Origin of the sequence: Synechococcus sp. CS-1328 (genome assembly GCF_025128095.1) — a bacterium.
GTDB lineage: Bacteria > Cyanobacteriota > Cyanobacteriia > PCC-6307 > Cyanobiaceae > CBW1002.
The window spans coordinates 161,503-183,821 of sequence record NZ_JAHLYT010000071.1; the positions used below are offsets into that span (position 1 = coordinate 161,503).

Genomic DNA, 22,319 nt, shown 5'->3' on the forward strand with positions numbered 1-22,319 from the left:
TCCAGCTGCTTGCTGGACCCAGAGCGTCGAGGATCCTGCGGGATCCTTTTTTTTCGCCCAGCTGTGTGCCCGGCGCCCTGCCGGCCGAGGCTTCGGCCTCAGCGGCGCGCCTCCTGTTCTGCGCCTCGCTGCTGCCTCTGGTTCTGCAGAGCCGAGGCCCATCCCCCCTCCTGAGCGGCCATGTTTCTGAGCGTCGTCATCCCCACCTACAACCGCCTGCCGATCCTGCGCAAGTGCCTGCTGGCGCTCGAGGCCCAGCAGCTGGAAGCGCCGGTTGAGGATTTCGAGGTGGTGCTGGTCGACGACGGCTCCACCGATGACACCGTCGCCTGGCTCGAGCAGCAGGCCGATGCGCTTCCCCATCTCCGTCTGGTTCGCCAGGAACACGGAGGCCCGGCCGAAGGCCGGAACCGTGGTGTCGATCACGCCCGCGGCGACGTGATCGTGTTCATCGACAGTGATCTGGTGGTGCTGCCAAACTTTCTCTGCTGCCATGCCCGCGCCTTGCAGCACAGTTGGCAGGGCCGCGGCAACAAGCTCTGCTTCACCTATGGCGCCGTGATCAACACCGCCAATTTCGAGGCGCCCACCAGCGAACCGCACAAGCTCAACGACCACTCCTGGGCCTATTTCGCCACCGGCAACGTGGCGATCGATCGGGAGCTGCTGGAGCGCTCCGGCCTGTTCGACACCAGCTTCCGCCTGTATGGCTGGGAGGACCTGGAGCTGGGGGAACGGCTGCGCCGGCTCGGTGTGGTGCTGGTGCGTTGTCCAGAAGCCGTGGGCTATCACTGGCATCCGCCCCTGAGCCTTGAGCAGATCCCTGACCTGATCCGGGTCGAACGGGAGCGGGCCAAGATGGGACTGGTGTTCTTCCGCAAGCACCCCACCCGGCGGGTGCGCTTCATCATCCAGTACACCTGGCTGCATCGCGCCCTCTGGGAGCTGCTCACGGTTGGTGGCCTGCTCAATGAACGCAGCCTCAGACCCTTGCTGGCCTGGCTAATTCGCCACGGCAAGGCGGGGCTGGCGATGGAGCTGCTGCGGCTGCCGCTCAACCGCATCGGCGTGCGGGCGCTCTATGGGGAAGCGCGCCAGGCGGGTCTGGCCTGAGGGGCTGCGGAGCCAGCAACACCATTTGATACGGTGTCAAGGTCCCATTCACCGCACACCTGTCCGTTTCGGGTGATCGGGCATGACGTTGCCAACCTCGCCTTCCAAGGCAGTTGGCCTATTGCAGTCGTGCCAACGGATCCCAGGCAGGTGGAGGCCAACCCGAAACTTCCCGATTCATGGCTGTTGTCACCCTTTCCGAAATGATGGAGGCGGGTGCCCACTTTGGGCACCAGACCCGCCGCTGGAATCCCAAGATGTCGCGCTACATCTATTGCGCGCGCAATGGGGTCCACATCATCGACCTTGTGCAGACTGCCGTCTGCATGAACAACGCTTACAAGTGGGTGCGTAGTGCCGCCCGCAGCGGCAAGCGTTTCCTGTTCGTGGGCACCAAGAAGCAGGCCTCCGAAGTGATCGCCATTGAGGCCACACGCTGCGGTGCGTCCTACGTCAATCAGCGCTGGCTGGGCGGCATGCTCACCAACTGGACCACGATGCGGGCCCGCATCGACCGCCTCAAGGACCTGGAGCGCATGGAGAGCTCCGGTGCCATCGCCATGCGCCCCAAGAAGGAGGGAGCTGTCCTGCGTCGTGAACTCGAGCGCCTCCAGAAGTACCTGGGTGGACTGAAGAACATGCGTCGCCTTCCGGACGTGGTTGTTCTGGTGGACCAGCGCCGCGAGACCAACGCGGTGCTCGAGGCCCGCAAGCTGGATATCCCCCTGGTGTCGATGCTCGACACCAATTGCGATCCTGACCTCTGCGACGTGCCGATTCCCTGCAACGACGACGCCGTGCGTTCGGTGCAGCTGGTGCTGGGCCGCCTCGCCGATGCGATCAATGAAGGCCGCCACGGTGCCCAGGACCAGCGCGGCGGCGACGACGAGGGCTGAGTCGTCTGCTTTGAAGTCTTCTCAGTTGATGTTTCTCCGTTGAAGTCGCCTTATCAGAGTCGTCTCCTTTGAGTGGCTTCAACTGAGGAGTTTCATTAAAGTGACTTCAGAGCATCGTCGTCTGAGATGTCCACCTTGATGGTGGACCCGATCCAGAACGGAGAGTCCGGTGGATTCTCCTTGATTTCCATTTCGTTTGTTCAGAGACTCGGGCGCTTCGCCACGCCAGCTCACTGGTCCATCGCATTAACGCTGACTGGTGACACGGGTCTGCCGCAACGCCCAGGCGGCTTTCAGAGACTGGGCACCTTCCCTTCCCCTCCACCCCACCCATGGCTGAGATTTCAGCGAAGCTTGTCAAGGAACTGCGCGACAAGACCGGCGCAGGGATGATGGACTGCAAGAAAGCCCTGGCCGAATCCGGCGGGGACATGACCAAGGCCAGCGAGTGGCTGCGCCAGAAGGGCATTGCCAGCGCCGAAAAGAAAGCTGGCCGCACGGCCGCTGAGGGTGCCATCGGCAGCTACATCCATACGGGAGCCCGCGTCGGCGTGCTTGTGGAGGTGAACTGCGAGACCGATTTCGTCGCTCGCGGTGAGGTGTTCCAGGAACTGCTGCGCAACGTCGCCATGCAGATCGCCGCCTGCCCTGGCGTGGAATACGTGGCCGTCGACAACATCCCTGCCGAGATCGCCGAACGCGAGAAGGCGATCGAGATGGGTCGCGATGACCTGGCGGGCAAGAAAGAGCAGATGAAGGTGAAGATCGTCGAAGGGCGCATCGGCAAGCGTCTCAAGGAGATGGCCCTGCTGGAGCAGGCCTTCATCAAGGACAACACCCTGACCGTGGCGGAACTGGTCAAGCAGGTGGCCGGCAAGGTGGGCGAAAACATCCAGGTGCGTCGCTTCACCCGCTACACCCTCGGTGAAGGGATTGAAGTGGAACAGTCTGACTTCGCCGCCGAAGTGGCCGCCATGTCCGGCAAGGCAGCCTGAGCCGCTGATCACTCCCGACTCACCGATGTCCCTGCTCGAAGCCAGACGAGCCCGTCTGGCCCTGATCGACCAGGTGAAAGGCGACAATGCCAAGCGATACAGAGCCCTGGCCCTGTATCTGCAGGTGCTGCGCGAAGGCCTGCTGAACCGGATTCAGCAGGCCTGTTTTCATCTGGCCACGCAGGTGTATCCCCAGCGCTATGCCGCCCTGCGGCCGCCCCAGCGTCTGGAACTGCATCGCCGTCTTGAGGCGCTGGTGGAACGGTGCAGCACCCTGCTCACGGTGGAGCAGCTGGCGGTTCTGGCTCACCAGCAGGCCCAGCAGAAGATGGCGCGCAGCCAGCGCCAGCAGCGCCGTTTTCTGCAGTCGCTGCGCGACTCTGCCGAGCAGACCGTGCAGCGGCCTGAGCGAGATCAGGTTGAACCACTGCCTCAGGGGTCGATCCGACTAGGGCTCGATTTGCCCCTGTCCACCGATCTGTTGGCCGGCCAGGAGCTGTTCACCGCCGGGCTCCCCTCACGGGTGCCAGCAGCGGACGCAGCGGCCCATGGAACGGATCTCTTCGATCAGCCTAGTGACGCTGAGGGGCCTGTTGATCCAGACAGTCTTGTTGATCCAGACAGTCTTCTTCATCCAGACAGTCTGATGGATCTTGATGCTCTGGATCGTGATGATCTGGACACCGATGATCTGGACAGCCATGTGTTTGACCTTGACGGCCTCGTGGACGGCCTCGACGGGGATGACCTGGAGAGCACTGAAGCGGAGTCCACCGGGTCCATGGATCCAGAGTCCGAGGCCTCCCATTCGGCCTTGATGAAAGCTTTTGGGCAGTTGCTGGAGGCCTCCCTGCGCGATGGTCCCGCCGGCTTGAGTGGCCGGGCTCGATCAGACCGTGCCGATGATCCAGATGAGTCTCAGTCGGATCAGCTGCGCTCGGATCAGCCTGAGAATGATCATTCTGAGTCAGATCAGTTTGAGTCAGATCAGCCTGAGTCAGATCAGCTTGCGCAGGCCTCCTCCGCACCAGAGTCTCTCTGGACTCAGGGATCGTTGCCCACGGATCCTGTGGCGCTGACGCTCTGGTTCGAGGGCATGGAGACGGCGCTGACGCGCCGACTGCGCAATCTCTCCCATGCGATCAATGTGGAGTTGCTGCGCCTGGGGCTGATTCGCAGCCTGCTGCCTGTGAACCTGCTCGATGCGGTGCTGCAGGGCCAGGTGGATACCCTGCCGGCGGGGCCCAACCTGGTACGACTGGCTCTGTCGTTCCCCGATCCAAGCGGTCAGGGCAGTCTCGAATCGATCGCGCTGCTGTTGCGTTCGGCAGATCTCGAACTGGAGCTGCCCAGCTTGCGAACCTGCCGGCGGCGGCTGGAGCAGGTGCTGCAGGAGGATCGCAGAATGGCCGAGCAGTTTCGCCGTCTGGAGCGGCGGATCCAGGTGCTGGAAGCTGAGGTTCTGTGGCTGGAGGACAACAACAGGCTGAAACCAACCCAGGAGCCATCCCCGCAGGAGATCTCCCCGCAGGAGCCACCGGCGAGCTGAACACGGAGCGCTGGCTTCGGGATCTGCAACAGGCCCTGCGCCTGGAGGTGGAGCGGGGGTGTGGCGATCTGATGGGCCGCCAGCAGAGCTTCAGTTCCTTTGCGGCGGAGTGTTGGCAGACAGTGCCTCTGTCGCTCCAGTCGGAGGAACGGAGCCAGGCCCAGAGTTTTGCCGAGGCCTTCGCTACCTATGGCCAGTTGAGTGTGGCTCGGCGCCAGGGCCTGGTGCGCCGCTGCCGCCAGTGGCTGCACGACTGGCAGCGGAGCCGGCAGCCAAGCACCCCCGTGGCTCCACCCAGGCTGCGACTCGCCTCCGATCCCTCCCAGGCCCCACGCCGTGGCTCCGGGGGGCTGAAGCTCGATACCCCCCTGGCTGAGATGCCAGGCGTCGGGCCGAAGACCGCCGCTCGCCTGGCGGCCCTGGGACTGCTGCTGGCCAGAGACCTGCTGCACTACTACCCGCGCGATTACCTCGACTACGCCCATCTGGTGCGCATCTCGGCTCTGGAACCGGGCCGCACCGCCACGATTGTGGCCAGCGTGCGGCGCTGCCATGCCTTCAACAGTCCACGCAACCCCAACCTCTCGATCCTGGAGCTGCATCTGCAGGACTGCACCGGTCGTCTGCGGGTCTCCCGTTTCTTTGCCGGAAGACGCTTCTCCTCACCGGGCTGGCTGAAGGGCCAGCAGCGCCTCTATCCGCCGGGAGCTGATGTGGCTGTGAGCGGGCTGGTCAAGGACAGCCCCTACGGCCCCTGTTTCCAGGATCCGCTGATCGAGGTGCTGGAGGACCCCCGTGCCCTGGTGCGATCCGAGCAGATCGGGCGCATGGTGCCGGTCTATGGCCTCACCGAAGGGCTGGGCGCCGATCGGTTGCGTCAGATCGTGGCGGGGGTGCTCGGCCTGGCGGCGGCTCAGCCCGATCCATTGCCCCTGGCGATCCGTCAGCAGCACGCGCTGATCGAACGGGCCGACGCCCTGGTGGCGATCCACCGTCCAACCGATGCAGCCCAGCTGCAGGCGGCGCGGCGGCGTCTGGTCTTCGATGAGTTCTTGCTGCTGCAACTGGCGCTGTGCCGGCGGCGGCTGGAGTTCCGCAGTCGGATCGCACCGGTGCTGCAATGTCCGGCCGGCGGCGGCGATGGCGCCACGGATGGCACGACCACCACTCCCACGTTGGTGGACCGCTTCCTGGACTTGCTGCCCTTTCCCCTCACCGGGGCCCAGCAAAGGGTCTTGAGCGACATCCGCAGCGACCTGGCTCGCCCCCAGCCCATGGCCCGCCTGGTGCAGGGGGATGTGGGCAGCGGCAAGACCGTGGTCGCCCTGGCGGCCCTGCTGATCGCCGTCGAGGCCGGTTGCCAGGGGGTGCTGATGGCTCCCACAGAAGTGCTGGCCGAGCAGCATTTCGCCAAGATCGGTGCCTGGCTGCCCCAGCTTCATGTCAGCAGCGCCCTGCTCACCGGCTCCACTCCGGCGGCGCGGCGGCGGGAGTTGCTCCAGGACCTGATCAATGGCCAGCTGCAGGTGCTGGTGGGAACGCATGCGCTCCTGGAAGACCCGGTGCAGTTCCAGCGGCTGGGTCTGGTGGTGGTCGACGAGCAGCACCGGTTCGGGGTGCGTCAGCGCAACCGCCTCCTGGCCAAGGGCCTGCAGCCGCACCTGCTGACGATGACGGCCACGCCGATTCCCCGCACCCTGGCGCTGTCGCTGCATGGCGATCTGGACGTGAGCCAGATCGACGAGCTTCCCCCCGGTCGCCAACCGATCCGCACCCGCTGCCTGCGCGCCAGCCAGCGCCATGAGGTGCATGCGTTGATCCGCGAGCAGGTGGCCCAGGGGCAGCGCGCCTACGTGGTGCTGCCCCTGGTGGAGGAATCGGAAAAAATCGACCTGCTCTCGGCGGTGGCCGTGCACCGGCAGCTCCAGGAGGAGGTCTTCCCCGATCTGCAGGTGGGTCTGCTGCATGGCCGGCTCGGCAGCGACGACAAGCAGAGGGTGCTCACGGCTTTCGCCACTGGGTCCTGCCAGGTGCTGGTCAGCACCACGGTGGTGGAAGTGGGTGTGGATGTACCGGAGGCGAGCGTGATGGTGATCGAGCATGCCGAGCGCTTCGGCCTGGCCCAGCTGCACCAGCTGCGCGGCCGTGTCGGTCGGGGCAGCGCCGCCTCCCATTGCCTGCTGATCCATGACGGCAACAACGCCATGGCGCGGCAGCGGCTGGAGGTGCTGGTGGGCAGCAGCGATGGCTTTGCCATCGCCGAGATGGATCTGCAGTTGCGTGGGCCTGGTGCGGTGCTCGGGACCCGGCAGTCCGGTCTGCCGGATCTGGCCCTGGCCAGCCTCACGGACGATGGCTCCGTGCTGGAGCTGGCCCGGGATGTGGCCCAGGCGGTGATTGCAGCGGATCCCAACCTGGAGCACCATGGCGGCCTGGCCAAAGCGCTGGCGGAGCAGCGGCAGCGGCAGCTGGAAGCGGCCCGCTTGAATTGAGCGGCTGGCAAGTTCCGCCAGTCCGCTGCCTGATTCCCTGATGCTGCGTCCCTGGAGTGCCATCCCGATCGATGACGCTGGCGAGCCGCTCGAAGCCCTGCCGATGGCGCTGCTGCGGCTGGAACCCCATCCGTACCAGGTGCTCGGCGCCCCCTATGGCACGGCGGAGGGTCCCTTTCGCCTGCGTCGCGGCGTGATCGAGCGGCTGCTGCAGGCTCAGGAGCAGCTGCAGCGCCACGAGCCGGGCTGGAGGCTTGCCATTTTTGATGCCTGGCGGCCGGTGGCCGTCCAGCGCTTCATGGTGCGCCACACCGTGATCGAGGAGTGTGGCCGACTGGGCTTGGATCCAGCTCCTGCGCTGGCCCTGGTGCAGGGAGACGCAAAGGCCGACGCCATTGTCCCTGCCCAGCGGCAGGTGGTGGAGCAGGTGGGCCGCTTCTGGGCCCCGCCCAGCGACGATCCGGCCACGCCACCGCCCCACAGCACCGGAGCTGCGGTGGATCTCACCCTGGCGGACTCGGCCGGAGTTCCCCTGGCCATGGGGGGCGCCATCGATGCGCTTGATGTTGTGTCAGAACCCGATCACTACCGGGCCGCCGCAGAGCGAGACCCCACGAGTGAGGCGGCCACCTGGCAGCGGCGACGCCAAGGGCTACGCCAGGCGATGGAGGCGGCCGGTTTCCGGCAACACCCCAATGAGTGGTGGCACTTCAGCCACGGCGACCAGCTCTGGGCCTGGCGCCAGGGAGCGGCGCAGGCCCGTTATGGGCGGTGTCCCGATTGATGGGCTGTGCTGGCCTAACGGGCTGGAGCTGGAGCTGGGGCTTTGCCCAGACCGAGCTTGCGGCGCAACTGGGCGGCGTCGCTGGCACTGAGCAGGCCCTGGGAGAGGCACCGCTCGATCGTTCGGCTGGTGATGTCGGCCTGCATCCCGCGCAGCTTCTGTTTCACAGCCTCAGGCTGGTCGGCGAAGGGCGCCAGATGCCTCTGGTACGCCGCGGTGATCGTGCTCACCTGGCAGGTCTGCTGATCGGGCTGGTAGATGGTGGGCTTGCCGGGGGGACGGGGCGGTTTAGCCGGTTCCGCCAGGGCTGCCGATCCGATCGACAGACAGACAACCACCAGGAGCAACAGCTGCCGGGCCCGGGGCATCTGACGGCGCTGGCTGGAACGGTGCTGCTGCATGACACGGAGCGGCAAAAGGAGATAGCAACGGATATGGGCTGACCTGAGCTGTCTCAGAGGCTGGCAGCGGTCAGCAGGTCGCGCACGGCGGCATCACCTTCTCTGGCCACGAAGTCGCCGAAGCTGCGCCGCCCGCCGCGTTCGGCCCAGGCGCTGAGTAGCGGCTCCAGGGTGGCCTCAAGATTCTCAAGAGGCATGCGCTCCAGATAGGGCTGGGCCAGCCGGGTGAGGTTGGGCGAGCCGCCGAGCCAGAGCTGGTACTGATCGACGCCGCTGCCCACCAGCCCGATCTCCGCCATGTACGGCCGGGCGCAACCGTTCGGGCAGCCGGTCATGCGCACCAGAATCTGCCGATCGATGCCGAGCCGACCCAGAAGTGCCTCCAACCGATCCAGTACCGCCGGCAGGATGCGCTCCGATTCAGTGATCGCCAGTCCACAGGTGGGCAGGGCCGGGCAGGCGATCGCGTGGCGGGCCAGCAGCGGTGGCGTTTCCGGCGTTTCGAAACCGAGATCTGCCAGGGCCAAGCGCAGGCTGGCCCGCTGGCTGGTGCCGATGTTGCAGAGCAGCAGGTCCTGGTTGGGGGTGAGGCGCACCTCCAGCTTGAAGGTATCGACAAGCTTGCGGAGGCCCACCTTGAGATCTCCCTCGAGGCGACCACAGAGGATCGGCAGGCCCACGAACCAGAGGCCGCTGCTCTGGCGATGCCAGCCGAGGTAGTCGGTGAGTTTGGTGGTGGGCTCCTGGCGCAGACCTTTGATCGGATGGGAGAAGTAACGCTGCTGCAGCTCGTCGCGGAACCAGGCGATGCCGCGGTCGTGGATCAGATATTTCATGCGCGAGTGGCGCCGCTGATGGCGGTCGCCGTGATCGCGCTGCAGGGCAACGATCGCCTGCAGAAGATCGAAGATCCCATCCGCCGCCACATAGCCGAGCGGATCGGCGATGCGGGCAAAGGTCTCCTCCTTGTTGTGGGTGCGGCCCATGCCGCCTCCCACATAGACGTTGCAGCCCTGGGGACGGCCGGAAGGATCGGTGAACAGCACCAGGCCCACGTCCTGGGTGAGCAGGTCGACGGAGTTGTCACCGGGAACGGTGACCGCCACCTTGAACTTGCGCGGCAGATAGGTGGTTCCGTACAGGGGCTCTTCGGGCGTACCGCTGTAGATGTGGCCGTCCACCTGCCGCTGCCGCGCCTTGCGGACCGGAGCCGCCGCTTTGATGCGGTAGCTGAGGTCGCCATCCACCCAGAGGTCCAGGTAGGTGCCCTCCGCCGCCTGGGGGGCAAGCAGGTCAGCGATCTGATCGGCCAGCTCTCGGGCCGCTGGATAGCCACCCTTCTCGAAGGGAGCGGCAGGGGCCATCACATTGCGGTTGATGTCACCGCAGGCCGAAAGAGTGGAGCCCATGGATCGGATGATCGTGCCGATCACCTCCTTGATGTCCCCCTTGCGGATCCCATGCATCTGGAAGGCCTGGCGGGTGGTGATCCGCAGGGTTTCATTGCCGAGTCGGTCGGCCAAGGTATCCAGGGCGAGATAGAGATCGGTGGGGATCCGACCACCCGGGTTACGCAGGCGCAGCATCAATTGCCAGTCCTTCTCCTTGCCCTTCTCGCGGTTGTCGCGGTTGTCCTGCTGGTAACTGCCGTGGTATTTGAGGATCTGAACCGCGTTCTCACTGAAATGTGAGGCTCCATTGACCAGTTCCGTGGCCAGAGGTTCTCGGAGGAAGCCGCTCTCGCGTTTGAGACCCTCGAGTTTGGAGGGGGATTTGGCGGCAGCAGCGGGGTTCAGGCTGGTCTCGGATCCCGTCTCTGCCTCAGGGGTCGACACCGCCGACGCGCTGGCGGGGGCCGTCGTCTTGGGCATTGCGGATCCGGCAGGCACGGGAGCTGATGAAACTAGCGAATGGTGTGCCAAGAAGAGGGTCCATCCCCACACCGTTCAATACAGTCGCAGATTGCTGTGGCCGAGGCGTGTCCACCTTCCTGCTGGAGATCGGTACCGAGGAACTGCCCGCCGACTTCGCTCAATCCGCCCTGTGCCAACTGGAGCAGCTGGTCAGCGCCGATCTGCTGGCCAGCCGCCTCAGCTTTGAGCGGGTGCGCTGCCTCGGCACACCGCGGCGCCTGGCGGTGCTGATCGATGGACTCGCCGAGCGGCAAGAGGATCTGGAGGAGGAACGCAAGGGCCCCCCTGGAGCCCAGGCCTTCCGGGATGGTGCGCCCACGGCGGCAGCCCTTGGCTTTGCCCGCCGTTGTGGTGTGGCGGCCGAGCAACTCGAGGTCCGGGACACCCCCAAGGGCCCCTTTGTCTTCGCACGGATCCTCGAACCGGGCCGCGCCGCCGCCGATCTGCTCACCGACCTGGTGCCGGCCTGGATCAACGGACTGCAGGGCCGTCGTTTCATGCGCTGGGGCGAGGGCGATGGACGATTCAGCCGGCCGATCCGTTGGCTGGTGGCCTTGCTGGGCGAGAACGTTCTGCCGGTGACCCTGTCGGGCAGTGATCCCCAGGTGATGGCGGGAAGCCGCAGCCGCGGCCATCGCCTCTCCGGCGCCGATGTGGCCATCGCGTCAGCAGAGTCCTATGAGGCAGCTCTCGCGGCAGCTGGTGTGGTGGTCGATCGCCAGATCCGTGCCGATCAGATTCGCCGGATGATCGAAGCGGCCGCCACCGCCTTGTCGGCCCAGGCCGATCTGCCTGAGGAGTTGTTTGAGGAGCTCACCGACCTGGTGGAGGCACCGCTGCTGATCGAAGGGGCCATCAGTGATCACTCCCTTGACCTGCCGCCCGAGGTGCTCAGCACCGTGATGCGGGCCCATCAGCGCTACGTGCCGCTCTATCAGCTCAAGGCGGAGCGCGATCCCCTGGCCCTGGAGGCCCGCTCCAGCCTGCTGCCTCGGTTCCTCTGCATCGGTAACGGCCTGCCCGAAGCCACAGACACCGTGCGCCGGGGTAACGAGCGTGTTCTCAAAGCCCGCCTCGCTGACGCCGCCTTCTTCCTCGCGGCCGACCGGGCCGTGGCCAGCATCGATCGGCGCGATCAGCTGCACCGGGTGGCCTTCGCCAAGGGGCTGGGCAGCCTGCGGGATCGCTGCGAGCGGCTGGAGTGGTGCACCGATGAGCTGCTCGAGCAGCTCGATCTCCCTGCCGTCACCGCGGATCACGCCCGCCGTGCCGCCCATCTCTGCAAGCACGATCTGGTCAGCCAGATGGTGGGCGAGTTCCCCGAGCTGCAGGGGGTGATCGGCGGGAAATATCTGCTGGCCGAGGGTGAGCCTCGGCCGGTGGCCCTGGCGGTGTTGGAGCACTACCTGCCCAGGGGAGCCGGCGACGATCTACCCGGCTCCGATGCCGGAGCCCTGGTCGCCCTGGCTGAACGGCTGGAACTGCTGCTGAGCATCTATGCCAAGGGAGAACGCCCCAGCGGCTCCTCCGACCCCTACGCCCTGCGCCGCGCCGGCAACGGCCTTCTTCAGATCCTCTGGGAGCGCAACTGGATTCTCGATCTGAACGCCCTGCTTGATCGGGCCACGGGCCATTGGGCTGAGTTGCTGCCCCACTTCGCGGTGGATCCGCAGGCTCTGGCCGCCGAACTGGGCGACTTGCTGCGGCAGCGTCTGATCAGCCTGCTGGAGGAGGAGGGCATCGATGCGGATCTGGTGCAGGCGGTCGCCGGGGATGCGGTGGCTCTGGAGCGGGTGCTCAGGGATCCGGCCGATGCCCGCCGACGGGCCGAGTTGCTGCGCAGTCTTCGGGGTTGCGGCACCCTTTCGGCCCTGCAGGCGGTGGTGACCCGAGCCGCCAGGCTCGCCACGAAAGGAGATCTGGACCCCGAGGTGTTGAATCCGGTCGGAGTTGTGGAGGCGCAGCTGTTCGAAACCAGCAGCGAAGCCGCCATGCTGGCGGTGCTGCAGCAGCTCGCACCCCTGGCGGTCGCCAGCTCCCTGAGCGGCAAACAGGACGGCTATCAGGCACTGGCTGATGGCCTGGCGGGCAGCGCCGAGGTTTTGGCCGCCTTCTTTGATGGCGACGACAGCGTCCTGGTGATGGTGGACGACCCGGCCGTGCGCCGCAACCGCCTCAATCTGCTGGGGGTGTTGCGCAATCAGGCCGCCGTGCTGGCCGATTTCAGCCGGATCAGCGGCTGACGCCAGCATTCGCGCCTGGTTCTCTTCAGGGAGGCGAGGCCGATGGACCAAGCGTTGACGGCTGCAGGGGCAGGAACACCCGAAAGCAGCTGCCAACCCCGGGTTCGCTGCTGACCTCAATCCGACCGCCATGGGCTGCGCAGATGCCGGAGGCGATCGCCAACCCCAGGCCATTGCCCTCCCCACTGCGATCAGGCCGGGCTCGCCAGAGCCGGTCGAACACCCGCTCCATATGCTCAGGCCTCAGACCGATGCCTGTGTCCTGCACCGACACGACTGCACAGCCTCCACGCCGTTCGGCACTCAGGCCAATCTCCCCTCCTCTCGGGGTGTAGCGGCGGGCATTGTCGAGCAGGTTGCGGAACAGGCGCTGCAGCAGCACCGGCTGGCCGTTCACGAACAGCTCCTCCTGCAGTGACGTGACCAGCCGCAGTCCATCGCGTGTGAAGCCATCCCGCTGCAGATCCACCTTTTGGTCCAGAGGCCGTGTGAGATCAACGCTGCTGGGGTGCTGAATGGTTTCGCCGTCGTGCCGGGCCACCAGCAACAGGTCATCCACCAACTGAATCATCTGATCGATGGCGCTGGCCATCGCCTCGAACCGCCGCCGCTGGTTGGAGGCTTCGGCCGGTGCTTCCAGCAGCCCCATGTCGATATTGGCCGCCAGGGCCGCCAGCGGCCCGCGCAGCTCGTGGGACGCATCGAAGCTGAACTGGCGCAACCGATCGACATGCCGCTCCAGGGGACGCAGGGCAGCCTGGGTCAGCACCACCGCACTGACGGCGCACAGGAGCAAGGCAACGGTCACCGCGGCGGCCAGGGCCAGATCCAGGTGCCCCAGTCGCTGCTGCATCAGCTCCAGGCTGGTGCTGACCCTCAGCCAGGTGGGCCTGCTGCGGACCCCCGGCTTTCCCTGCTCACCCCCGAGGGGGCGCACCAGGGCCAGGGCGGTGTGTCCCTCCTGCCAGAGCAGGGTCGCTCCAGGGGCTGGCAGCGCAAGCGGAGCAAGCCGAATCGGCTCCCCCAGCCGCAGCAGCGGCCCACCGCCAGGCGCCTGGAACCACTCCACCTGCTGGTGGGCTTGCCGGAACCCCCGATCGATCGCCTGAGCCGAGGCAGCCGTCGCTGATGCCGGCATCGGCAGCTGGGACAGCTCCGAAGCCACCACAGTGAGTTCCTCGCGGATGCCCGTCCATTCCCCGTCGCGGGAGATTCCGCGTACCACGATCGCCATCACCAGCAGAATCCCCGTGAGACTGCTCAAATAGAGCAGAAACAGATCACGCTGATACCGGCGCAGGGGCTGGGTGCGAGATCGAACCCTGGCGGTGGAGACCGATCGGCTCATCACTGTTCCTCTCGCATCCGATAGCCAAGGCCATGCAGGGTTTCGATCGGATCCTCACCACAGGTGGCACGCAGCTTGCGGCGCAGATTGTTGAGGTGGGTTTTCACGGTGTCTTCACCGGAGTCCGCGTCCATCGACCACAACTGATCGAGGAGCTGGGCCCGGCTGACCAGGCGACCGGGATGGCGCAGGAACCACTCGAGCAGGCGCAGCTCCCGCGCCGTGAGCTGAATCGGCTGTCCATCCCAATGGACTCGCCCTTCTTCGCTATCGAGGTTCAGCTCTTTCCAGTTAAAGATCCTGCCGCGGAAGGGACGATCACGGCGTCGTTCCAGCGAGCGGATCCGGGCGGCCAGTTCCACCATCCGAAACGGCTTGACAAGATAATCATCGGCACCGTCCTGCAACCCCTGAACCAGATCATCGAGCCCATCGCGGGCCGTGATCATCAGCACCAGCGTGTGCCGCCCCTGACGCCGAAGCTGACGCACAATCGAGAGGCCATCCAGGCCGGGCAGCATCCAATCGAGCAGGGCCAGGTCCACCTCGCACTCCAGCAGGGTGTCCAGGGCGGCCTGTCCATCGCTCACCCAGGTCACCGCATGGCGTTCATGCTCCAGGAATGCCACCAACGGGTCCGCCAGGCGGCTGTCGTCCTCAGCCAGAAGAATGCGCATGGGCCATCGTCTGCAGGACCGCCTCCTCCGTAGCCAGTCAAACCCAAAAAAATGGCCCCGGGATGCCGGAGCCGTGTTGCTGCTGGTTCACCAGCCCTTGCGAGGGTGGGAGCGATAGGGCTGAACTCCAATATTGGGGGGTTGCAACAGTGAATCCGGGCGCAGAGGGGACAAAGCGTGGGCTACGGCTTCGCCGAGCCAGGTACCAACCGAGTTGAAGGTTCTGATCATTCCGGCCTGATTGGGGAAGGACCTCCTCAGCCTTGATCAGCTTCGGCAAGAATTCGGCAAGCCAACCGGGCCATGGCTGGTTCAGTGGCCCGGTCTGCCGTCAGGCATCACTTGCCGGCCAGAGCCGGTTCCCGTTCTTCGCTTTTGCCTTCGACGGTGCTGCTGCTGGTGTCAGGACGCGCCAACGGCTTCTTCTGATTCGCCACCTTGATGCCTCCCTTGATCGCGCTCACGGCCAGAAGCGCCTGGGCCTCCTCCTCAGATCGCACGGCACTGGGGACCGGCTTATAGGCTCCAGGCGCGAGGGCATTGCCGCGCAGCACAGCACCCAGGGTGAGCAGGGTGAGCTTGAGCTGCTGCCAGGGATTCATCGCCACGACGCGCTTATAGAGATAGCTGTCGAAGGTGAGTCTCTGCACGTCTTTGTCGTCGCACATCTCGACGAAGGCCTCGCGGGCCGCATCGTTGCGATAGAAGATGTTCTGCAGGATCTCGAGAACTTTGTACGTGGTGCCGTACTTTCGGTCCCACTTCTTCAGATATTTCTTCAGATCAGCTTCGCCGGGAATTCGGGTTCCACCGGCACTGGCAGCCACGATCTCCTCTGCGCACATGCGTCCACTCTTGGCAGCGAAGTAGATGCCTTCGCCCGAGCTCTTTGTCACATAGCCGGCAGCATCGCCCACCAGGGCCATGCGTCCCACGACACGGCGAGGACGGGGATGCTCAGGGATCGGGTGGGCTTCTACCTTGATCACTTCACCGTTGAGCAGGCGCATCTTGGCCCGCTCGCGAATGCCGACCTGCAGCCCCTTGATCAGGGACTGGTTCTCCTGCATAGTGCCGGTACCGACCGCCACATGGTCGTATTTGGGGAAGACCCAGGCGTAGAAATCGGGGGACACATCGGTGCCCACATACATCTCTGCCAGATCTTCGTAATAGGCCATCTCCTCGGGCGGTAACTTGATCCGCTCCTGGAAGGCGATGGCCACGTTGTAGTCCCCGGCATCCATCGCCTTGGCCACCCTGCTGTTGGCGCCATCGGAGCCGATGATCAGATCCACTTCCAGGGTCTTGGCCTCACCGGTCGCCTCGCCGGAGGCGTAGTCGGAATAGGTGAGGGTGTAGGGACCCTGGCGGGCCACACCGGTGTCGATCTTCGTGACCAGCCCATTAATCAGGTGAGCGCCGAGATCAGCAGCACGGTTGCGCAGGAAGGCATCCATCACCTCGCGCCGGCACATGCCGATGTATTCATTCTGATTGTCCAGATGAATGTCCACCTCGCGATTCGAGGGGGAGATCATCCGCATGTTGCGCACCTTGCGGTCGATGATCGACTCGGGCAGATCAAACTCCTCGACCATGCAGAGCGGAATCGCTCCGCCGCAGGGTTTGGCATTGTCGAGTTTTCGCTCGAACAGCCAGGTCTCGATTCCCGCCTTGGCGAGCACTTCCGCAGCACAGGACCCACTTGGGCCACCGCCCACTACCGCAACGCGCAACATCTTGAAACCTGCTCCGCCAGAAGGATCCTCGGCTGGAAGCTAACACCGTTGCCGAGCCGTTCGGGGGGTTGCAGGGAGCTGTCCGTACGATTGTTGAAACGCTGTCGATGGAGGGGTGCCGGCACCCGTGATCGGTGAAGACATTCCCCTGGCCCGGCGATCGCCTGCGACTCTGGCCCGCCGGCCCTCCAAGCGCACCGCCTTTGTAGGACTGGTCCTGGGCCTGATCGGCGCCACCGCCGTGCTGCTGCTGGTGCCAGGACCATGGCGCCGCTGGTTGGAGCCCCTGCCGGTGGAGGGTCTCAATGCCCGGCTCAGTGCGGACGGGCGCCTGCTCGGCCATCACCCCTACCCCGAGGTCTCCCGCGACCAGCTGGTGGAGCTGTCGCCAGGGCTGGAGTTGAAGCCGGAGGCTGCCGCTGCCGTGGGTGCCATGCAACGGGCAGCCTCCGCCGATGGGGTGGATCTGGTTGTGCTGAGCGCCTTTCGCTCGATTGCGCTGCAGAAATCGATCTTTTTTGATGTCAAGGCCGAACGCAACCAGAGCGCCCAGGAACGGGCTCGCGTCAGTGCGCCGCCAGGATTTTCCGAGCACAGCACCGGCTATGCGGTGGATCTGGGTGATGGCCGCGACCCCGCCGCCAATCTGTCCGTGGCCTTCGATCGCACCGACGCCTTCCGCTGGTTGCAGGCCAATGCCGCCCGCTTTCACTTTCAGCTCTCGTTCCCGCAGGACAATCCCCAGGGTGTGAGCTACGAGCCCTGGCACTGGCGCTTCGAAGGATCAGCGGACGCCCTGAAGCTGTTTGAACCCGCCCAGAGGCTGGCGCCATGACCACCAACCCTGCCTCGGCCATCCGGGCCCCGCTGGCGATGCCGGAACTGCTGGCGCCGGCGGGCTGCTGGGCATCGCTCAAGGCTGCCGCCGCCAATGGTGCCGACGCGGTGTATTTCGGTGTGGAGGCCTTCAACGCCCGCCTGCGGGCCGAAAACTTCAGCCGCCAGGATCTGCCGGAGCTGATGGACTGGCTGCACCGGCGCGGAATCCGGGGGTTTCTGACCCTTAACGTGCTGATCTTCCCCGATGAGCTCGAGCAGGCGGCCGCCCTGCTGCTGGAGGCGGAGGCCGCGCGTGTGGATGCGGTGATCGTGCAGGACGTGGGTCTGTGCCGGCTGGCGCGCCAGGTCGTGCCGAACTTGAGCCTGCATGGCTCCACCCAGATGTCGATCACCAGCGCTGCGGGAGTGGCCCAGGCCGAGGCGCTGGGGTGTGATCGGGTGGTGCTGGCCCGCGAGCTCAGCCTGCGGGATCTCAGCCGGATCGATCGGCAACAGCGCCAGCGCGGCATGGCGATGCCCCTGGAGGTGTTCGTGCACGGAGCCCTCTGCGTCGCCTATTCGGGCCAGTGCCTGACCAGCGAGGCCCTGGGCCAGCGCAGTGCCAACCGCGGGGAATGCGCCCAGGCCTGCCGCCTGCCCTATCAGTTGATCGTGGATGGGGTGGAACGGGATCTGGCAGATCAGCGGTATCTGCTCTCGCCGCAGGATCTGGCCGCCTGGGAGCTGTTGCCGCAGTTGGTGGACACCGGTGTGGCCAGCCTCAAGATCGAGGGGCGTCTCAAGGACCCCACCTATGTGGCGGCGGTGACGTCGGCCTACCGCCAGAGCCTCGATGGCCTGGCAGGGGTGATGTCCGGTTCGGAGCTCTCTGCCGATCAGCCCCACGAGCCTTCCAGACGCCAGGACCTGGAACTGAGCTTTTCGCGGGGGCTCTCCAGCGGCTGGCTGGACGGTGTCAACCACCGCACACTGGTGCATGGCCGCTGGAGCAAGAAGCGGGGCCCCCAGATCGGCCGCTACCGCGGCCAGGAAGCGCGTAGCGGCTGGTGGCTGTTGGACACCAGCACGCCGCTCAAGCCTGGAGATGGGGTGGTGTTCGAGCTGGCGAGCTCCGCCCCCCTGGTGCCACCGGAGGAGATCGGCGGGCGGGTGATGGCAGTGGAGCCGCGCGGTGAAGGCCGGCTGGCCCTGCGGCTCGGCCCGGGGCGGATCAGCGCCGAGAAGCTGCAACCTGGCTCCCCCTGCTGGTTGAGCAGCGATCCCGCCCTGGAGAAGCGCTGGCGGCGCCTGGCGACGGCGGACACCCCGGAGCTTGCCCGTGCTCTGCACCTGCGTGTGGGCGGTGCCCTCGATCAGCCCTTGCAGCTGGACCTGCTGGCTGTTGATGGCACTGGGCCCCTGCCTGAGCCCCCGCTTCAGTGGTTCACTGATGTGCCCCTGCAGAGCGCCAGGGGGCCGGGCCTGGATCGCCAGCGGCTGGAGCAACAGCTGGGCCGGCTGGGCGGAACGGGATGGCGGCTTGGCTCGCTGGAGGTGGACCTGCCAGCCGGGCTGTTCCTGCCGGTCACCGAACTCAATCGCCTGCGCCGGCAGCTGGTCGAGGTGCTGATCCCACTGCTGGCCGATGGATTTGGCTCCAACCGGGAACCGCAGTCGCTGGAGGCCAGCCCCTCTGCTCAGCTGTGCACGCCAGCCCAGGCCGTTCAGGCCTGGAGTGCCGCCGAGCTGCAGCCGAGCTCCAGCTCCGAGCCGGAGCTGGTGGTGTTGGTGCGCAGCCTCGAGCAGTTGCAGGCCCTGCAGGGATTGCCCGTGGCCCAGGTGATCGCTGATCTGGAGCAACCGGCCGACCTGCGCGAGGCCGTGGCGATCGGCAGGGCCTGCTGGCCAGGCGGCATCTGGCTGGCTGGCGCCCGCATCACCCGCCCCGACGAAGCCTGGAGCCTGGAGCCCCTATGGCGAGCCCAGCCCGATGGTTTCCTGGTGCGCAACGCCGATCAGCTGGAGCGGCTGACGCCCCTGGCCCCCTGCATCGGTGATTTCAGCCTGAACGTGGCCAACCCCCTGGCGGCGCAGTGGTATCTCGAGCACTGGGGCCTGCAGCGGGTCACCGCCAGCTACGACCTTGCCCTGAGCCAGCTGCAGGACCTGATCCGCGGCTGCCCAGCCGGTCGGATCGAGGTGACGGTGCATCAGCACATGCCCCTGTTCCACATGGAGCATTGCCTCTTCTGTGCCTTTCTCTCCGACGGTCACGATCACACCGATTGCGGCCGTCCCTGCGAGCAGCACGAGGTGCGCCTGCGCGATCGCAGCGGCGTGGAGCATCCTCTGCGGGCCGATCTGGGTTGTCGCAACACGCTCTTCAACGGCAAGGCTCAGACCGCTGCCGAGGCCCTGCCCCCGTTGCTGGATGCAGGGGTGCGCCACCTGCGCCTGGAGTTGCTGGAGGAGAACGCCGAGGCGACACGGCGACGCGTCGACCTTTACCACCAGGCCCTTGACGGTCGCCTCAGCGGCCGTGATCTGTGGCGCAACGAGAATCTCGACAGTCGCCTTGGCGTGACGCGCGGCACCCTGCGGGATCGGGTCTCACGCCAGTCCCGAGACTGAGACCCGTCCAGAGACTGAGATAGGATGAACGTTCGCTCCATTGGTCATCGCTTGAGCTACGGATGCTTCAGTGCCCAGGCGCCCGCATTTCAGGATTCAGGGGTGTGACCCCCTGATCAGGGGGTCTGCGCGCTTGCGATGTGTGGTGTGGCCGGACATTCCGGCAACGCGGACATCCTGGAATTTCTGAACGACTCGGAAGACCGAACCCATAGGACCGAACCCATAGACCCCTCCATCACGAAGATCTGCCCATGAGCGGCGACATCAAAGGCGTCCCGATTCGCAATATTGCGATCATTGCCCACGTTGACCACGGCAAGACCACCCTGGTCGATGCCCTGCTGACCCAGTCGGGCATCTTCCGCGAAGGGGAGGCGGTGCCCACCTGCGTGATGGACTCCAACGACCTGGAGCGGGAGCGTGGCATCACGATCCTCTCCAAGAACACGGCGGTGGATTACAATGGCATCCGCATCAACATCGTCGACACCCCCGGACACGCCGATTTCGGCGGTGAGGTGGAGCGGGTGCTCGGCATGGTGGATGGCTGTCTGCTGATCGTGGACGCGAACGAGGGCCCCATGCCCCAGACGCGCTTCGTGCTCAAGAAGGCCTTGGAAAAGGGTCTGCGGCCGATCGTGTTCGTCAACAAGATCGACCGGGTCAGGGTCGATCCCGAGCAGGCGGTCGACAAGGTTCTCGATCTCTTCCTCGAGCTGGGTGCCGACGACGACCAGTGCGACTTCCCCTATCTGTTCGGCAGTGGCATGGGGGGCTACGCCAAGCCGGACATGGCGACTGAGAGCGACACCATGAAGCCGCTCTTCGATGCCATCCTGCGCCATGTTCCACCGCCGGTGGGCGACGCCACCAAGCCCCTGCAGATGCAGGTCACCACGCTGGATTACAGCGATTTCCTCGGCCGGATCATGATCGGCCGGATCCACAACGGCACCATCCAGTCGGGCCAGACCGCTGCCCTGATCCGCGACGACGGCAGCATCAAGCGCGGGCGGATCAGCAAGTTGCTGGGCTTCCAGGGTCTGCAACGGGTGGAGATCGAGAAGGCAAGCGCCGGTGATCTGGTGGCGGTGGCTGGTTTCGATGAAGTGAACATCGGCGAAACCATCGCCTGCCCGGATCACCCCGAGGCTCTGCCCCTGATCAAGGTGGATGAGCCCACCCTGCAGATGACCTTCGTGGTCAACGACTCGCCCTTCGCCGGCAAGGAAGGCAAGTTCGTCACCAGCCGCCAGATCCGCGATCGGCTCCAGAAAGAACTGCTCACCAACGTGGCTCTGCGTGTCGAAGACACCGATTCACCCGACCGCTGGGCCGTGAGCGGCCGGGGTGAACTCCACCTGGGCATCCTGATTGAAACGATGCGACGGGAGGGTTACGAGTTCCAGGTGAGCCAGCCCCAGGTGATCTACCGCACCATCGATGGCACGCCCCATGAGCCGTTCGAAGCGCTCGTGATGGATGTACCTGAAGAATCGGTTGGCGCCTGCATCGAAAAGCTGGGCATCCGCAAGGGCGAGATGCAGAACATGGAAACCACCAGTGATGGCCGCACCCAGCTGGAATTTGTGGTTCCTTCCCGGGGCCTGATCGGCTTCCGTGGCGAGTTCATCCGTGCCACCCGTGGCGAGGGGATCATGAGCCATTCCTTCCTCGACTATCGCCCGATGCAGGGCGACCTGGATGCGCGCCGCAGCGGTGTGCTGATCGCCTTTGAGGAGGGTACGGCCACCTTCTATGCGCTCAAGGGCGCCGAAGATCGTGGTCAGTTTTTCATCACCCCTGGCACCAAGGTGTACAAGGGCATGATCGTGGGTGAGAACAGTCGCACCCAGGATCTCGAGCTCAACGTCTGCAAGGCCAAGCAGGTCACCAACATCCGCTCCGCGGGTGCCGAGGTGCTGGATACCCTGCAATCGCCGATCCAGATGACCTTGGAGCGTGCTCTCGAGTACATCGGTCCAGACGAGATGCTCGAAGTGACGCCGGAGTCGATCCGTCTGCGCAAGCTTCCCGCCAAGAAGCCTGCCAAGCGCTGAGTCCGGTGTGAGCGGTGCCGCTGCCGAGCCGATCGATCGCGATCCGCACGAATCCGAGCTGATCGACGATCCGCGCTTCGACGAGGCCGTGCGCTTGTTCAATGCGGCCGAGTGGTACGCCTGCCACGACGGTTTCGAGGAGCTCTGGCATGAAACCCAGGGCCCCCTCAGACCCGTGCTGCAGGGGATCCTGCAGATTGCCGTGGCCCAGATCCACCTGGGTCGGGGCAATCTCAGAGGGGCCACGGTGCTGCTGGGTGAGGGCGTGGGTCGCTTGGGGCCCTGCGGCCCCACAGCGTTGAACCTGGATCTTGAACGGTTGCTCCAGCCTGCCCTCGCCCAGCTGCAGACCCTTCAGCTGGGCGGTGAACCCCCACCTCTGCCGGTTGACAGCTTGCATCCGTGCGGCTGAATCCACCACCCACGAACGGCCCGCCGGGACCTCTGTAAATTGTCGTGCTCTGCTGCCGTGGCGCTTCTCTTGCGGTTGGATGTTGGCCACGGCCCGGATACGGGCGAGCACCTTGCTGCCGGTGAGATCCCGGAACCCCGAGATAGAGCGATTCCGACCCCATCAACGCGACGGAGACTCCTGCGGGTCAGGGTCCTGGCGCTTCTGTTTGGCCAGGCCTGCTGGTTCGGAGGGATGGTCA

The 22,319-nt window shown here is 65.5% G+C and carries 16 protein-coding genes; 11 read left to right on the forward strand and 5 right to left on the reverse strand.

Annotated features, from left to right (window positions below; all coding sequences use genetic code 11):
- Positions 1 to 180: 180 nt before the first annotated feature.
- The 6 genes from KQ310_RS14205 (at position 181) to KQ310_RS14230 (ending at position 7,829) form a co-directional block, all read left to right on the forward strand.
- Positions 181 to 1,113, forward strand: coding sequence for a glycosyltransferase family 2 protein (locus tag KQ310_RS14205; protein WP_259722375.1), 933 nt, complete (start codon positions 181 to 183; stop codon positions 1,111 to 1,113).
- 179 nt (positions 1,114 to 1,292) lie between these two features.
- Positions 1,293 to 2,009, forward strand: coding sequence for a 30S ribosomal protein S2 (gene rpsB, locus KQ310_RS14210; protein WP_259722376.1), 717 nt, complete (start codon positions 1,293 to 1,295; stop codon positions 2,007 to 2,009).
- Between the two features lie 332 nt (positions 2,010 to 2,341).
- Positions 2,342 to 3,004 (forward strand): translation elongation factor Ts, encoded by a 663-nt coding sequence (gene tsf / locus KQ310_RS14215; protein ID WP_259722377.1) that lies wholly within the window; start codon positions 2,342 to 2,344, stop codon positions 3,002 to 3,004.
- A gap of 25 nt (positions 3,005 to 3,029) precedes the next feature.
- Positions 3,030 to 4,553 (forward strand): hypothetical protein, encoded by a 1,524-nt coding sequence (locus KQ310_RS14220; RefSeq protein ID WP_259722378.1) that lies wholly within the window; start codon positions 3,030 to 3,032, stop codon positions 4,551 to 4,553.
- Positions 4,469 to 7,045: an ATP-dependent DNA helicase RecG gene (recG, locus tag KQ310_RS14225; protein WP_399238475.1), complete on the forward strand. Its 2,577-nt coding sequence runs from the start codon at positions 4,469 to 4,471 to the stop codon at positions 7,043 to 7,045. The genes KQ310_RS14220 and recG overlap by 85 nt, the downstream gene beginning before the upstream one ends.
- A gap of 40 nt (positions 7,046 to 7,085) precedes the next feature.
- The gene (locus KQ310_RS14230; protein WP_259722379.1) at positions 7,086 to 7,829 is read left to right on the forward strand and encodes a M15 family metallopeptidase; all 744 of its coding nucleotides are present in this window, start codon (positions 7,086 to 7,088) and stop codon (positions 7,827 to 7,829) included.
- A 14-nt stretch (positions 7,830 to 7,843) separates the two neighbouring features.
- On the opposite strand, the gene KQ310_RS14235 is transcribed toward KQ310_RS14230, so the two are convergent.
- Positions 7,844 to 8,197, reverse strand: coding sequence for a hypothetical protein (locus tag KQ310_RS14235; protein ID WP_259722380.1), 354 nt, complete (start codon positions 8,195 to 8,197; stop codon positions 7,844 to 7,846).
- Positions 8,198 to 8,283: 86 nt separating this feature from the next.
- Positions 8,284 to 10,101, reverse strand: a complete 1,818-nt coding sequence (sir, locus tag KQ310_RS14240) for a sulfite reductase, ferredoxin dependent (protein WP_259722381.1) — start codon at positions 10,099 to 10,101, stop codon at positions 8,284 to 8,286.
- Between the two features lie 107 nt (positions 10,102 to 10,208).
- Here sir and glyS point away from each other — a divergent pair, with 107 nt between their 5' ends.
- The gene (gene glyS / locus KQ310_RS14245; RefSeq protein WP_259722382.1) at positions 10,209 to 12,386 is read left to right on the forward strand and encodes a glycine--tRNA ligase subunit beta; all 2,178 of its coding nucleotides are present in this window, start codon (positions 10,209 to 10,211) and stop codon (positions 12,384 to 12,386) included.
- 25 nt (positions 12,387 to 12,411) lie between these two features.
- On the opposite strand, the gene KQ310_RS14250 is transcribed toward glyS, so the two are convergent.
- The 3 genes from KQ310_RS14250 to chlP form a co-directional block, all read right to left on the reverse strand.
- On the reverse strand, positions 12,412 to 13,734 hold the full coding sequence (locus KQ310_RS14250) for a HAMP domain-containing sensor histidine kinase (protein WP_259722383.1): 1,323 nt from the start codon (positions 13,732 to 13,734) through the stop codon (positions 12,412 to 12,414).
- Complete coding sequence (locus tag KQ310_RS14255; RefSeq protein ID WP_259722384.1) at positions 13,734 to 14,411, reverse strand: response regulator transcription factor; 678 nt, start codon at positions 14,409 to 14,411, stop codon at positions 13,734 to 13,736. Before KQ310_RS14255 ends, KQ310_RS14250 begins: the two co-directional genes overlap by 1 nt.
- 338 nt (positions 14,412 to 14,749) lie before the next feature.
- Entirely contained in the window at positions 14,750 to 16,153 is a 1,404-nt protein-coding gene (gene chlP / locus KQ310_RS14260) for a geranylgeranyl reductase (RefSeq protein ID WP_259722385.1), read from the reverse strand.
- 115 nt (positions 16,154 to 16,268) lie between these two features.
- Here chlP and KQ310_RS14265 point away from each other — a divergent pair, with 115 nt between their 5' ends.
- The 4 genes from KQ310_RS14265 to KQ310_RS14280 all read left to right on the forward strand — a co-directional run bounded on the left by KQ310_RS14265 (position 16,269) and on the right by KQ310_RS14280 (position 22,078).
- Positions 16,269 to 16,988 carry a D-alanyl-D-alanine carboxypeptidase family protein gene (locus KQ310_RS14265; RefSeq protein WP_259722386.1) on the forward strand — a complete coding sequence of 240 codons (720 nt, stop codon included), beginning with the start codon at positions 16,269 to 16,271 and terminating at the stop codon, positions 16,986 to 16,988.
- Entirely contained in the window at positions 16,985 to 19,603 is a 2,619-nt protein-coding gene (locus KQ310_RS14270; RefSeq protein WP_259722387.1) for a U32 family peptidase, read from the forward strand. Before KQ310_RS14265 ends, KQ310_RS14270 begins: the two co-directional genes overlap by 4 nt.
- Positions 19,604 to 19,857: 254 nt before the next feature.
- Entirely contained in the window at positions 19,858 to 21,666 is a 1,809-nt protein-coding gene (typA, locus tag KQ310_RS14275) for a translational GTPase TypA (RefSeq protein ID WP_259722388.1), read from the forward strand.
- Between the two features lie 7 nt (positions 21,667 to 21,673).
- On the forward strand, positions 21,674 to 22,078 hold the full coding sequence (locus tag KQ310_RS14280) for a DUF309 domain-containing protein (RefSeq protein WP_259722389.1): 405 nt from the start codon (positions 21,674 to 21,676) through the stop codon (positions 22,076 to 22,078).
- Positions 22,079 to 22,319: the final 241 nt, after the last annotated feature.